Origin of the sequence: Dyadobacter alkalitolerans DSM 23607 (assembly GCF_000428845.1) — a bacterium.
GTDB classification, from domain to species: Bacteria; Bacteroidota; Bacteroidia; order Cytophagales; family Spirosomataceae; genus Dyadobacter; species Dyadobacter alkalitolerans.
Genome location: NZ_AUAS01000006.1, coordinates 292,107 through 306,876, shown reverse-complemented (window position 1 = coordinate 306,876; position 14,770 = coordinate 292,107). Strand labels below are relative to the sequence as shown.

The following is a 14,770-nucleotide window of genomic DNA, read 5'->3' as shown; positions in this document are numbered from 1 at the left end:
AGGTTGAACTGTATAGAAAAAAGAAACTATGCCTTCATAACGAAGACATAGTTCCACAAATTTACTAATAAAGCGAGGACTAACTATTTATCATAACCGGGATTCTGGACCAGTTTGGAATTTCTGTTGATCTCATCGCGGCTGAACGGACGGAAATACATTTTATCAACCCAAGTCCGGTTTTCGTGCGATTTCTCAACAACAGGCGTGTAGGTGTAAGTATAAACGTCTGTATCATAATGATATGGCTCTTTCATTGACTTTCCAGCCTTGAATTTGCCTAAGACGTTGATGTATTCCAATGGGCGGCCCAATGTTTCCTTGGCGATCATCCAGCGGCGGGCGTCATGGTAACGCTGCTCTTCATAAGCCATTTCGATCCTTCTTTCGTGGCGATAGGCTTCTTTCAAAGCCGCGCCAGTCACTTTTAATGCTGGCATACCGGCACGGAAACGGATCTTGTTAAGCCAAGCCAATGCTTCTGCATCCTGACCCAGTTCAATGCTTGCCTCAATGTAGTTGAAAACAACTTCGGTTGAGCGCAGGAACGGCCATGGAATGTTCTGACGGTCGGTGTTGTCGTACAATGCAGGGTTTGGATCAATGAATTTACGCATGTAGTAACCTGTGCGGCTTCCGTTCCAGTCTTCGATAGAGCTGCTGCGTGTATCCAATCCTTTGCGGTTGACCAATGCTCCTTTGTCGTCCAGAAGGTCATATGCTCCGGTCTGGATCTGGTTAGCAGGGTCTTTCGCATCCGATGGACGTGGTTTCCAGTCTGCGCCATCATACATTACAGTGGCATAGAAACGTGGGTCACGATTTTTGTAGGGAGCGGCAGCATTGGCAGGGTTTGTCCATTTAAATGGCGTTCCGTCCATCAATTCGTAATCGTCCACCAATGTTCCTATCGGCGTGTTTCCAGCCCAGTTGTGGTAACCGTTCGGCCCATTGTTCAAACCTGTCTGGCGCGCACCTTCGCCCAAACTTGGCGTAAAATAGCGTCCGAAAAGGATTTCACTAGCCGCGGAAGGATCCAGTGTTTTATCCGCGCTTGCACCTGCCATGGCGATGGATATGTAGTTCAATCTTCCTTCGTTAGCAGTAGCCGGAGCGGTCAGATTGAGTTTATAAGCACCATTGTTACCATCCAGCACCACTTTCGCAGCAGCCTGGGCAGCTGTCCAGCGTGCCTTGCGGTCGCCCGAAACGTATCCCAGAAACTCCGGATTTGGATAAGCAGCCAGCACCGTTGACTTCGCTTTCATGGTTGGCACATCGTGCAGGTCACTTGCTGCATAAAGCAATACTCTCGATTTCAGCGCTTGTGCCGCCAGTTTGGTAGCACGACCTTTTACCAATGTCTTGCCGTCCAGCAGCAAAGCGGCGCTATCCAGGTCACTCACGATCAGCTGGACACATTCATCCCAGGTGTTCCGGGGAACAGTGTAGTCTTCGTTCAGGGCATACACTTTCTTGATAATGGGCACAGCACCATAGTAGCGAACCAATTGGTGATAATAATAAGCTCTCAGAAAGTACGATTCGCCTTTCAGACGTGCTTTAAGCGTTTCATCCGTAAAGCTCGCTGTTGCCAGTTGCTGGATAGCGAGGTTGGAAGCGCGGATGTAGGTGTACATCTGTCCCCAGCCGTAAGTTGCATCCACCCAGCCCAGGTTAGAAGGGCTCAAACTTCCTTCGTTCACCGTGTTAATGTTACGGCCTGTGTGAGTAAACACAGCTTCATCCGTCAGCGAAGCGAGCATTTGCTCACTGAAGCCGCCTTGTTGAAGCCCTGCATAAATTCCCGTCACAAAACCTTCCGCCAGCGGTCCTTCTTTCCATGCTTCTTCACTTGGAATCTCGGTTGGCGGCGTTACATCCAGGAAGTCGGTGTCGCAGGACCATAACCCAGCCGAGGCCAGCAGCGCAATTAAGAATATACTTTTATATTTCAATTTCATATTAGTTGTCTTTAAAATGCTACACGTAGACCGGCGTTGATAATTCTTGCCTGTGGATAGTATTGGCCGCTGTTGGTAGTGGATTCAGGATCCCAAACCTTGATCTTGTCAAAAGTGAACAGGTTCAATCCGTTTACGTAAATGCGGAATTTGCTCAGACCGATTTTGCCTCCCAATTCTGATGGCAGGTTGTATCCGATCTCAACGTTCTTCACACGCAGGTAATTATTGCTTTTCAGGAAGTAGTTGTTAATCCCAGCCTGTCCCGTATTGGTGTAATATCTATTATTACGGTTAGTCAAGCGTGGATATTCATTGGTCGGGTTGTCAATGGTCCAGCGGTGGTCAAAGTCGTATTTCAGATAGTTACCAATGTCACCGGATTCAGTCAGACCCACGATTTGCAGACCGCCTAATGTTCCCTGGAACAATACCGAAAGATCAAATGCTTTGTAACCAAGGTTGATAGAAGCACCACCTGTGAAATATGGACGCTGTACTTTTTCGGTTCTCAAACGGTCATCAGCGCTGATTTTTCCATCACCGTTCACGTCTTTGAACTTCATGTCGCCAGGTCTCAGGTTGCCCGTAATTGGCGTGTAATCCAGTTTGTTGGCATCAATTTCACCCTGATCTTTGAATGCTCCGTCGAACTGATACACCAGGAATGAGTTGTAAGGCATTCCGGTTGAGCGCTGGTACGAAGGGGCGCCCGGTGTTTCATCCCAGTATTTGATCTTGTTTTTGGCATAACCACCATTAACACTTACTGAGTATCTAAAATCGTCTCCCGCATTGCCATCATAGCTCAGCTTGAACTCCCATCCTTTGTTTTGCAGTTTACCCAGGTTTTGAGGAGGCAGTTTTCCGTCGATACCCGCAGAAGAAGGCGTAGAACCCGCTTTTGGGATCAGGATGTTAGAACGGTTGTTTACGAAATAATCAAATTCAAATGCGAGTTTGTCGTTCAGCAATGTTCCTTCAATACCGAAGTTGGAGTTGTTCGCAACTTCCCAAGTGAAGTTTTTATTGGCCACACGTGCTTCCAGCAAAGTTTTAGCCACCTGATCGTTGATAATATAGCTTCCAAAGCCCATCGTGGACAGATATTGATATTCCGCAAGTGTTTCTGTTCCAAGGAAATAAGGTTCAGCACCCATTTGTCCCCATGAACCGCGAAGCTTCACGTTATCAACAAAGCGCGACACGCTGTTTTTCCAGAACGCCTCTTCCGAAATACGCCACCCCGCCGAAACTCCCGGGAAGAAACCGAAACGGCCTTCTTTTGGAAACACATAAGATCCATCCACACGCCAAAGGAATTCGGCCAGATATTTTTCTTTGAAGTTGTAACCTGCCCTACCGAAATAACTCAAACGAGCCCGGCTAAACAGATCCGTGTTGTTGTTTGTTACACCATTCACAGTAACAGAACCCGAGTTTCCAATGTTCTGCTCAGGCGTTCCCCCCGCAAAAAGCTGATCTACAACCGGTGAAATGTAGTAACGACGGAATGCAAAGAAACCATCCCCATCCACTTTTTCACGCTGCACACCGGCCATTACATTGAAGTTGTGGGAACCGATCGATTTCTCGTACGAAATTTGTCCTGTTAGCTGAATGGACAATTCCTGGAAAGAAGCTTCCGTTAAACGCGGATCTTTGAACGTCGAACGAACTGTTCCTGTCAATAGTGGCGATGTACCGTCCGCTTCGAAGGTTTTTTTGTCCCAGAAATACAATGTCCAGGGCGTTTCAAAGTTTTTCTGACGGCGGATTTGCTTATCCAATGCAGCCATTGTATTGATTTTCAACCCCGGAACACCAGGAATCTGAATTTCAAGACCTCCGTTTGTTTGGATATAATCCCTTCTCTCGCGCTCGTAACCGGTTGTATTCGTGGTGATAACTGCTGGGTTTTGACCGTTTTCAATGTCAGGACCCGCTTTTCCGTTAGGCCAGATCGCGATTTCAGTTGGCTTACCGCGCATCAGCATCCGGAAAATCGGGCCTGCATCGTTTCCACCACTTGGGTAATTACGATCTTCTTCACGCAATGTAAGGCCCAAGTTTGCAGTAATGTATTTATTGATTTTTGTATCCAAATTGATACGCATATCATACTGCTTGTAAGCGGTCGCTGTGTTTTTGTAGTAACCTTCCTGGTTGATATAACCCAAAGAAGCCAGGTATCTAATGTTCTCGCTGCCACCTGTCAATTGCAGATTGTGGCGTTGCTGCGGTGCCCATTTGCGGATTACCGACCCATACCAGTCTGTGTTAGGATGAAGCAAGGGATCACTTCCGTCATTGAATTTCTTCATGTCATCCGGGCTAAAAACCGCGTTGATGACGTTTCCGTTGTCCTGTCTTTTGTAAGAACCCGTTGTGTTAAAGCCTGTTAAGGCATTTCCCCACTCTCCTACCGGCAGGTTATCATAGATCTGCAACTCGTTACGGATTGTTGCGTATTCCGAAGCATTTGACATTTCAGGTGTTCTTGTTGGCTGTGAAGCACCAAAGTTCATGTCATAGGACAACTGTGGCTTGCCTGTTTTTCCACGTTTCGTCGTGATCAGGATTACACCGTTACCTGCGCGCGAACCGTAAATCGCAGCCGCAGCATCTTTCAAAACCGAAATGCTTTCAATGTCCGCAGGGTTGATACGGTCCAAACCACCACTCCGGTTAGGAACGCCGTCCACAACGATCAATGCATTGCTGTTACCCAGCGAGTTTGTACCGCGGATACGGATGGCGGAACCATCATTTCCGGGCTCACCGCTTGCTTGTACGGCAGAAATACCAGGCAGACGACCACCCAGTGTGTTGGATAAGTTTGCAGCAGGCGCTTTTTCAAGCTCTGCTCCCTTCACTGCTGTTACGGAACCGGTTAGCGTTGCTTTTTTGGCAGTACCATAACCTACAACCACGACCTCGGTTAGTGCCTTGGTGTCAGAAACAAGTTTGATGTCGATATTTGATTTGCTGCCGACCGGTATTTCCTGCGTCAGATAGCCGATGAAAGAGAAGACCAATGTGCCTTGCCTGTCGGCTGCCACGGAGTAAACGCCCTCATTGTCAGTGACCGTTCCGGCCGTGGTCCCTTTCACCACCACGCTCACGCCCGGCAAGGCCACTCCTTGATCATCTTTGACTGTTCCCTTCACCACATTCTGGGCGTAAGCCCCTACTACTGCGATCAGAGCCAGTAAAAGAGAAGAAACACATCGCGATGCACCACGAAATGTCCATCCAGTAGAAATTCTCATAGATTGAAATTTTGAATAATAGTAGAATTTAAAAAGTTGCTTAACCGTATAAGCACGGAACGTAGAGACAGCCACCGGTTTCCAAAGAGAAACCGGACATCAGAAGTAATAAAAATCAGATCGGAAAGTATTTACATAGGTTAGCGTTGATTGTTTTGGTGAGTTAGAGTAGTTATACATCAGTTTTATCCAGCGTGTACTTAGTACACAATTCGACGCATGATCCTGGGAAAACTCATTGGATAAGCTTCTGGCTTTTTGTTTTACTCGTTCGTTTGTGCAAAAAGATATTAAATATTTTACAAAAGAAAACATTCTAACTTTTAACATATGCATTCTATGAAAATAACAATTTTATTCACTTCAAATTCGAATAATTATAGAATTGTATACTAAAAGTTACATACTTTGCTTCCAAAATGTGACGGATGTTCACTAACTTCGCCTTATAGTAATCTTGTATTTGTTACCATTGTCTACATAATGAAATTCCGTTTACTCTCCCTGATATGTATGTCGTTTGCATTCGGCTGCACCAAAAATGCGTCACCGGACGAATACAATGCCAAAGCAGCTGACCCGAAAATCTTCCATGAAACAGCTACGCATCTGACGGATGTGATCATTCATGACATTTTCAAACCACCGGTTGCCAGCCGTATTTACAGCTATTCTTTCCTTGCTGCCTACGAAGCGCTCGTGCCCGGATATCCTGAATACCAGTCACTTGGCGGACAACTTGTCAAATTTACATCGCCGCAAAAACCAGATTCTTCCCTTGCATATTGCTATCCGCTTGCCAGTATAAAGGCATTTGCAACAGTGGGCCGCACGCTTACGTTTTCCGGGAATATGTGGGACGATTATGAAAAGGATCTATTTCAGAAATATCGCGATATGGGCATTCCGGACGATGTTTTTGAACGCTCCACTGCATACGGTGACTCTGTGGCCAAGCATGTGCTCGCATATTCTGCAAAAGATCATTACAAAGAGATTCGCGGTTATCGCTATACGGTTACAAATGCGCCCGGAACCTGGGTGCCTACGCCTCCTGCATATGCGGATGCCTGCGAGCCTATGTGGAACACCGTTAGGACTTTTGCGCTGGATTCGGTGACGCAATTCCGCTGCCCGCCGCCTGCCAAATATGATCTTGACAAGAAAAGCAAGTTCATGGAACTGGCGATGGAAGTTTACAATATAGGCAAAACAATTACCGAGGAACAGAAAGCCACGGCTTATTTTTGGGATGATAATGCGTTTGTAACCAATGTGGTGGGCCATGCCATGTTTGCAAACAAGAAAATGACCCCGGCCGGACACTGGCTGGCGATCATCAGGACCGTAGCCACAGACAAGAAACTTGATCTGATGCGTTCAACGGAAGCTTATACACTGGGGGCACTGTCCCTTTTCGATGCATTTTCGGCTTGCTGGGATGAGAAATACAGGACAGTGCGGATCCGTCCGGAAACTGTGATCAATAACAACTGGGACCCTAACTGGAGACCATTCCTGGAAACCCCCGCATTCCCGGAATATGTGAGCGGCCACAGCGCTATTTCAGCCGCCTGCGGAACTGTACTCACGCATCTGATAGGTGACAATGTCGCCTTCACCGACACGACCGAAAAGAAGTACGGCCATGGAATCAAATCATTTAAATCATTTGAAGAGGCGTATTGGGATGCTTCTATAAGCCGCGTTTACGGCGGGATACATTACCGCGACGGTGTCGAGCAAGGAACATATCTGGGTCAAAAAGTTGGCGAAAATGTTTGGAAACGTGCCGTTACCAAAAAAGGCCGGCACGAAATCGCTGCGAAATAATGCTGGATAACTGATTCTGGTATGGATTGAGCATTCAAAGTCAATCCAATGTAAACTGACTCTTTGCTAATTAACGTGATCTGAATTATAGTGCAGCCCGATGTTCTCGCGTCGGGCCATAGCCATTTTAATGATCAGATAAGAAACCGAAATCATGTTCCGTAGCTCGCAAATGGCTACGGAAACTTTGGATTCCCTGTAAAGCTGTTCGTGCTCTTCGTGAAGCAATTCCAAACGGTCATAGGCCCGCTTCATACGACGGTTTGTGCGTACAATGCCTACGTAATTGGACATAATACTATTCAATTCCCGCGTCATTTCTGTTACCAAAACCTGCTCTTCGGGATGAGTAGTGCCAGAATCGTCCCATTCCGGAATGTTGTCGGGCGTGACTGCATCATTGAAACTTTCTACCGTACTTTCATAAGCCCTGTGCCCGAACACAACGGCTTCAAGCAATGAGTTGGAAGCCAGGCGATTGGAGCCATGCAAGCCCGTGCAGGAACATTCCCCCACTGCGTAAAGGAAGTTAATGTTGGTTTTGCCCCATTCATTAACCTTGATCCCCCCGCACATATAATGCTGCGCAGGAACAACCGGGATCATGTCTTTCCTGACGTCAATGCCTGATTTAAGGCAGTATTCGGTAATGTTGGGGAAATGCTCTAAAAATTTCTCATAATCCAGGTGGCGCACATCCAGATACACGTGGTCGACACCATTCTTTTTCATTTCGGAGTCAATAGCCCTGGCTACAATGTCGCGCGGGGCGAGCGAAAGCCGGTCGTCGTAAAGCTCCATGAAGGTGCTGCCATCGGCGCGTTTTAAAATCCCTCCAAATCCTCTCACCGCTTCCGATATCAGAAATGAGGGTTTTTGTCCTGGCTGATAAAAACTGGTGGGGTGAAACTGGATAAACTCCATATTATCGCAAAGACCTTTGGCGCGATATGCCATAGCGATCCCGTCGCCGGTTGCAATGGTAGGATTGGTTGTGCTTTGATAAATGTTGCCGATCCCGCCGGTGGCTAACATAGTTGTTTTCGCCACGAACTTCTCCACTTCGCCGGTCTGGCGGTTCAGCACGTAAGCGCCGTAACACTGGATATCTTCCCGGTAACGATAAACGGTTTCACCCAAATGATGCTGCGTAATGAGCTCGACGGCATAGTAATGTGTAAAAACCTGAATGCTCTTGTGCCGGTTGACCTCTTCCAGTAACGCGCGCTCGATCTCCGCGCCGGTAATGTCTTTAAAATGCAGGATCCGGTGGTCCGAATGTCCGCCTTCTTTGGCTAAATCGTATTCCCCGCCCTTTTCCCTGTCAAATCGTGTTCCGTAATCGATCAGTTCCTGTATGCGCTGGGGCGCTTCCCGCACCACAATTTCGACAATGTTACGCTTGTTAACCTCATCACCCGCATCCATGGTGTCCTGGATGTGCTTTTCGAACGAATCCGACTCGGCCCAAACCACCGCTATTCCGCCTTGCGCGTATTTGGTGTTGGTTTCATCTGCCTGAACTTTGGTAATGACCGCAATGGAAATTTCCTGTTTTAATTCGTCAAAATGTCTCGCCAGTTTGGCTGCATAACTTAATCCGGCAATCCCGGAACCGATAATCAGGAAATCGAATTGGGGCATTTGTTTCAGGTTAATGTTTGGGCAATGTGTCCGGTTTTCGGCAGTCGGTTGTCAGCTGTCGGCTGACAACCGACTGCCGACAGCTGCTCTAAATTCCTCTGCTTAGTTCCAGCATCCGGGCAACGGATTTGTATGCTTTCAGGCGGATATCTTCGGGAACGAAAATTTCCGGTTGCTCGTACAAAAGGGCATTGTATACTTTCTCTAATGTATTCATTTTCATATAAGGACATTCGGAGCAGGCGCAGGTGTTATTGTCTGAGCCGGGGGCAGGGATCAATTTCTTGTCCGGAACCGATTGTTTCATTTTATGCAAAATTCCCGCTTCTGTCGCAACGATGAATTTCTGATGCGGCGATGCTTTTACAAAAGTCAGCAAGCCGGTAGTTGAGCTCACAAAATCGGCTTGCATTAATATGTCTTCCTTGCATTCGGGATGTGCAATAAGCAATGCATCCGGATGTTCCTCTCGGAGTTGTTTTAATTTTTCTCTTGATATATCAATGTGAACGATGCAGGCGCCATCCCAAAGAACCATTTCACGCCCTGTTTTTTGCGCCACGTATCTTCCCAGATTAGCATCGGGAGCGAAAATAATTTTCTGATCAGGCGGCAAACTGTTAACAATCTGCAATGCGTTTGAAGATGTGCAGACAATGTCCGTCAAAGCTTTAATTTCAGCCGAACAATTAATGTAGCTGATCACGATATGATCAGGATATTGTGCCTTGAATGCAGCGAATTTGTCAGCCGGAGCAGAATCCGCCAGTGAGCAGCCTGCATTCAAATCGGGAATGACAACCTTTTTACCGGGGCTTAAAACCTTTGCCGTTTCGCCCATGAAATGCACGCCGCAGAATACGATCATATCAGCTTCTGTGGCCGCGGCTTGCTGCGAAAGGCCCAGACTATCACCGATATAGTCTGCAAGATCCTGGATTTCGGCGTCTACATAATAGTGCGCCAGGATCACGGCATTCTTTTCTTTTTTCAATCGATTGATTTCAGCAATTAAATCAATATCATCAGCAACAGCCTCGGTAACATAACCGTAACGGTTGACCTGCTCTTCAATAGTTGTCATTATGGTGAATAATTGGCTTTTAGTTGATCATAAAAATCCAACCCGAATTTACACTAATAAACCAATGAAAAGCAAAGAAAGTGCATCGGCATAAAAATGAAAGGCCGCCGGAAATGTTTCCAGCGGCCTTTTTATGCGTTTGTTTTTATGTCTGCAATTATAATATCCAGCGGAAGAAAACGTAAAGTGTCCCGGACAAAAGCATGGTAACAGGCAATGTCAGCACCCATGCGATCACGATATTCCGGATCGTACCGCCCTGCAAGTTCTTAACGCCCTTACTCGCCACCATGGAACCTGCAATCCCGGAAGAAAGCACGTGTGTCGTGCTTACAGGAAGTCCTAAGTATGAAGAAACGCCGATGGTGCTGGCTGCCACAAGTTCGGCGGAAGCCCCTTGCGCGTAGGTTAAATGTTGCTTACCGATTTTTTCACCAATGGTAACCACAATCCGTTTCCAACCCACCATCGTGCCAAGTCCCAAAGAAAGTGAAATCATCAAAATCACCCAATCCGGCGCATAATCTGTATATCTTCTGATCCCGCCTTCGCTCCCTGACTGCATTTTAAGGAATGCCTTATCGTCCGTATTCAGGTTAGCATGGCCGTTGTCCAGAATCGTTTTCAGGTTACGGCTGATCAGCAGCAATGAGCGACGGGCGTTCATGCGGTCTTCCAAAGGCAGCTTGTGATCTACCAGCGGCTTCTGGATCTGCGCATTGAGTGTATCAATTTCCGACTGGATGGTGAAAAGATGGTGACGGTCAGAAACAGAGAGTCTGGAAGAATCAATAGTGCTAACCGCACGTTCAATGCCGGCCAGGTCCGCTTTCATGCCAACAGGATCAATGCTGTTGTCAAGGGCAAAATGTGCAGGAACAATGCCGATCAGGATCAGCATGACAAGACCAACGCCTTTTTGTCCGTCATTCGATCCGTGAAAAAAGCTTACCAATGTACAAGTTGTGATCAAAATAGCGCGTATCCAGAGCGGAGGCGGCTGATTTTTCTTTGGTTCACTAAAAACAATTTCGCGAAGCGGCTTGGAAAGCATTCTACGCAAAATGAACATAATGATGATCGCCAGGGCAAAACCGAAGATCGGCGATGTAAGCAATGAAGTGAAAAGCTCCTGTGCTTTTGTCCAGTTCACACCCGCGCCTTCTGAATTTTCAGGCATGAATGTAAATGCCAGACCAACACCCAGAATGGAGCCGATCAATGTATGTGAGCTTGAACTGGGAAGTCCGAAATACCAGGTTCCAAGGTTCCAGATAATGGCGCTGATCAGCAATGAAAAAACCATAGCGGCGCTATGGTAGACATTCTGATCAATCAATAATTCAACGGGAAGCAGGTTGACAATCCCCATCGCAACGGCAATCCCACCCAGGAACACACCACAAAAATTCATAAAACCTGACCAGATTACGGCCACATTGGGCTTTAATGAATTGGTATAAATAACTGTCGCAACTGCGTTGGCTGTATCGTGGAAACCATTTACAAACTCAAATGCACAAGCCGCTAAAATACTGAGAGCGAGGAGAATAAAAATGTCGGTTTCAAGACCAAACATAAAAGAAGAATATAGGTTTATTTAATAGGAGACAAAACTACTTATTCCTTACCGTTGCAATATTACCAAATTGTTAATTCAGGTTTCAGAATAAGTATCGGAGATTATGCTGCTTCTTTATTGGCCAACTGGCCGCAAGCTGCGTCAATGTCCTTGCCGCGACTCCTGCGAACATGCACAGAAACGCCCCTGTATTCGAGATACGCGGCAAATTTGTCCAGTCTGTCTGCTTCGGTGTTCTTGAAATCGGCCTCAGCAATCGGATTATATTCTATAATGTTTACCCGCGCCGGAACACGTTTTGTAAACTCCCACAATTCCTTCGCGTCCTGTAAAGTATCATTGAAGTTATTAAAAACAATGTATTCGAATGTAATGCGGTTACCTGTTTTCTTATAAAAGTAGTTCAGTGCCTCCGCCAGATTATCCAGTGAATTGGACTCATTGATAGGCATGATCTGATTGCGCTTCTCGTCATTGGCAGCATGCAATGATAATGCAAGCCTGAACTTTACTTCATCATCCCCAAGCTTTTTGATCATTTTGGCAATGCCAGCTGTGGAAACCGTAATGCGCCGTGGCGACATATTGAGGCCTTCGGGAGAAGTGATGTGTGCGATGGATTCCAGCACATTGGCATAATTCAGCAAAGGTTCGCCCATGCCCATGTATACAATGTTGGTCAATGGTGCCTTGAAACTTCCTTCCGCCTGTCTTGCGATCGCTACAACCTGATCGTAAATCTCTCCTGCTTCCAGGTTACGTTTGCGGTCCATATAACCTGTTGCGCAGAACTTGCAGGTTAATGAACAACCTACCTGGCTGCTTACGCAAGCCGTCATGCGGTCGGCGGCGGGAATCAGAACGCCTTCAACCAGGTTGCCGTCAAACAGTTTGAATGCAGATTTTATAGTCCCGTCATTGCTTTGCTGCTGCTTGGCGATGTCGAGCGAGTGGATCAGGAAGTGCTCGTTGAGCAACTGGCGCATTGCGAGCGACAAATTGGTCATTTCATCAAATGAATGTGTCGATTTTTTCCAGATCCATTCAAAAACTTGTTTGGCACGAAAACCCTTCTCTCCATGCGTGGCCAGCCAGCTTTTGAGCTGTTCAACGTCCATTTTCCGGATATCCTGCCGCTTATTAATTTCAATCATTATTTTCTTTCTATTAGCCCGGTGCCCGAAGCATCCGGACGATTTGTTCGCAAAGTTACTGAAACTCAGTCAGGGAACGTAACCTTTGCGGAATTTTGAAAGTTCAAATCATGGTCTTTTTTGTACAAATCACAGATCCTCCTGCGAAACTTCCTCTTTTTCATCATCCAGATATTCCCGTTTCCATTCTTTAATGAGCTCGGTTCCAGACGGCATCCAGGTGAGTGCTTTGGTAATGAGGTTTGGCGCCACCGGCACCACGATTGGATAAAGATAAGTATCGTCCGTCCTGTGCGCAGGGATTTTTACACCAATCGCATCCACAAGCCAGAAGAAAACGCTGATCCCGAAGACCCAGGTCAGTACGCCCACCATGCCGCCGGCGAGGCTATCAAATGTTCCCAGCATGGAAAAGCGGAGCGATCTGCGGATAGAATAGCCGAATTGGTTTAAAAGAAAAATAGTAGGAAAGAAAATGGCCGAAAACCCAACATAAGGAAGGATTTTCTTGGCCACACTATCACTGAAGTAAGGTGTGAGAATTTCCATTCCCAGCCCTAAAAATTTGAAACCCAATACCATGGCTATCACAAGTCCGGCAATGCCGATAATTTCGATTAAAAGTCCTTTGCGATAACCATGCAATGCCCCCCAAAGGAGGGGAAGGAGGATGAGAACATCCAATAATTTCATGCCAACAAGCTCTTTACCAAAGTAGAAACCACACGTCCGTCTGCCTGCCCAGCCAATTCTTTGGTTGCCACGCCCATCACTTTACCCATATCCGCAGGTGACGAAGCGCCTATCCGGGTGATTATGTCCTGTAATTTGGCCCTAACCTCTTCTTCCGTCAGTTGTTTTGGGAGGAATTGCTCAATAATGGCTAGTTCCGCTTCTTCTTTTTCCAGAAGGTCAGGACGGTTTTGGGTTTTGTAAATATCAGCAGATTCGCGACGTTGTTTTGCTGCCTTGGTAAGCAATTTAAGTTCGTCATCCGCAGTCAGTTCGCCCGTTGCGCCGCCTTTTGTTTCTTCCAAAAGGATAAGTGACTTAATCGCGCGCAAAGCCCGCAATGTATCCTGATCTTTCGCCCGCATGGCATCCTTTATGCCTGATTCAACTTGGGTTTTTAGTGACATGATATTAAAATTTTGAATGAGTGAATGACTGAATGAGTGAATGTATTTTTAATTTTGAATGATTGAATGACTGACAGACAGAATTGGTAAATTCGCTGATCGGGCTGCAAAGTTAAAGGAAAGCTTATAAATTGCCCTATCCTGCGTAACCACTCATTCAATCATTCAGCGCAGCGGTGCCCGCACATTCACACATTCACTCATCGCACCGGCGACCCGGTCAAAATTGAACCTATGACACGTCTAAGCGTTAACATCAACAAGATAGCAACCCTGCGTAATTCACGCGGGGGCGATAATCCCAATGTGCTTAAAGTGGCGCTGGATTGTGAGCGGTTTGGGGCACAAGGCATTACGGTCCATCCCCGCCCCGACGAACGTCATATCCGTTACCAGGACGTATACGACCTAAAAGAAGTTGTGACTACGGAATTCAACATTGAGGGAAATCCTTCTGAAAAAAAATTCGTGGAGCTGGTGCTGGCGAACAAACCGGATCAGGTAACATTGGTGCCGGATGCATTGCATGCTATCACTTCTAATGCGGGCTGGGATACGGTTACCAACAAAAGCGAGCTGACTGATCTGATCCAGACATTCAAATCCGCGGGAATCCGTGTTTCGGTTTTTGTAGATCCGGACGAAAGAATGGTCGAAGGCGCAAAAATCTGCGGCGCCGACCGTGTGGAGCTTTACACAGAGCCCTATGCCGCACAGTATTTCGAAAACCGGCAAAAAGCGGTGTTACCCTTCGTGCTTGCTGCGGAAAAAGCACGGGAAGTTGGATTAGGATTGAATGCAGGACATGATCTCAGTCTTGATAACCTCCACTTTTTGAAACAAAGCATTCCATGGATGGACGAAGTTTCCATTGGTCACGCTTTGATCTCGGATGCGTTATATCTTGGATTGGAAAATACGATTCAGATGTATTTGCGGGAGTTGGAGTTGTAGTGTAACATAACGGTCCTCACTTCGGCGTTGCGGTCCTCACTTCGGCCGCCTGGCGGCCCGGTCCGCTCAGTGTGACAGGCTAGACGTCACGGTCGTTCACTTCGGCTCCGCTCAGTGTGACAGACTTATTGCCTGTCACACTGA

General features: G+C 46.8%; 10 protein-coding genes. 2 read left to right on the top strand and 8 right to left on the bottom strand.

Features of this window, described 5'->3' with window-relative positions; genetic code table 11:
- Positions 1-83: 83 nt before the first annotated feature.
- Positions 84-1,964, bottom strand: coding sequence for a RagB/SusD family nutrient uptake outer membrane protein (locus G395_RS0114545; protein ID WP_026630718.1), 1,881 nt, complete (start codon positions 1,962-1,964; stop codon positions 84-86).
- Positions 1,965-1,975: 11 nt separating this feature from the next.
- Positions 1,976-5,236, bottom strand: coding sequence for a SusC/RagA family TonB-linked outer membrane protein (locus G395_RS0114540; protein ID WP_084439626.1), 3,261 nt, complete (start codon positions 5,234-5,236; stop codon positions 1,976-1,978).
- A 483-nt stretch (positions 5,237-5,719) separates the two neighbouring features.
- Here G395_RS0114540 and G395_RS0114535 point away from each other — a divergent pair, with 483 nt between their 5' ends.
- The gene (locus G395_RS0114535) at positions 5,720-7,069 is read left to right on the top strand and encodes a vanadium-dependent haloperoxidase (RefSeq protein ID WP_026630716.1); all 1,350 of its coding nucleotides are present in this window, start codon (positions 5,720-5,722) and stop codon (positions 7,067-7,069) included.
- Positions 7,070-7,135: 66 nt separating this feature from the next.
- On the opposite strand, the gene nadB is transcribed toward G395_RS0114535, so the two are convergent.
- The 6 genes from nadB to G395_RS0114505 all read right to left on the bottom strand — a co-directional run bounded on the left by nadB (position 7,136) and on the right by G395_RS0114505 (position 13,672).
- Entirely contained in the window at positions 7,136-8,713 is a 1,578-nt protein-coding gene (gene nadB, locus G395_RS0114530; RefSeq protein ID WP_026630715.1) for an L-aspartate oxidase, read from the bottom strand.
- A gap of 88 nt (positions 8,714-8,801) precedes the next feature.
- Positions 8,802-9,797: a quinolinate synthase NadA gene (gene nadA, locus G395_RS0114525; protein WP_026630714.1), complete on the bottom strand. Its 996-nt coding sequence runs from the start codon at positions 9,795-9,797 to the stop codon at positions 8,802-8,804.
- Positions 9,798-9,954: 157 nt separating this feature from the next.
- Complete coding sequence (locus tag G395_RS0114520; protein ID WP_026630713.1) at positions 9,955-11,376, bottom strand: inorganic phosphate transporter; 1,422 nt, start codon at positions 11,374-11,376, stop codon at positions 9,955-9,957.
- A gap of 104 nt (positions 11,377-11,480) precedes the next feature.
- Positions 11,481-12,533 carry a dual-specificity RNA methyltransferase RlmN gene (gene rlmN, locus G395_RS0114515; protein WP_026630712.1) on the bottom strand — a complete coding sequence of 351 codons (1,053 nt, stop codon included), beginning with the start codon at positions 12,531-12,533 and terminating at the stop codon, positions 11,481-11,483.
- A gap of 129 nt (positions 12,534-12,662) precedes the next feature.
- The gene (locus G395_RS0114510; RefSeq protein WP_026630711.1) at positions 12,663-13,226 is read right to left on the bottom strand and encodes a CvpA family protein; all 564 of its coding nucleotides are present in this window, start codon (positions 13,224-13,226) and stop codon (positions 12,663-12,665) included.
- Positions 13,223-13,672 carry a GatB/YqeY domain-containing protein gene (locus G395_RS0114505; RefSeq protein WP_026630710.1) on the bottom strand — a complete coding sequence of 150 codons (450 nt, stop codon included), beginning with the start codon at positions 13,670-13,672 and terminating at the stop codon, positions 13,223-13,225. Before G395_RS0114505 ends, G395_RS0114510 begins: the two co-directional genes overlap by 4 nt.
- A gap of 234 nt (positions 13,673-13,906) precedes the next feature.
- Here G395_RS0114505 and G395_RS0114500 point away from each other — a divergent pair, with 234 nt between their 5' ends.
- Entirely contained in the window at positions 13,907-14,626 is a 720-nt protein-coding gene (locus G395_RS0114500; protein ID WP_026630709.1) for a pyridoxine 5'-phosphate synthase, read from the top strand.
- Positions 14,627-14,770 lie beyond the last annotated feature (144 nt).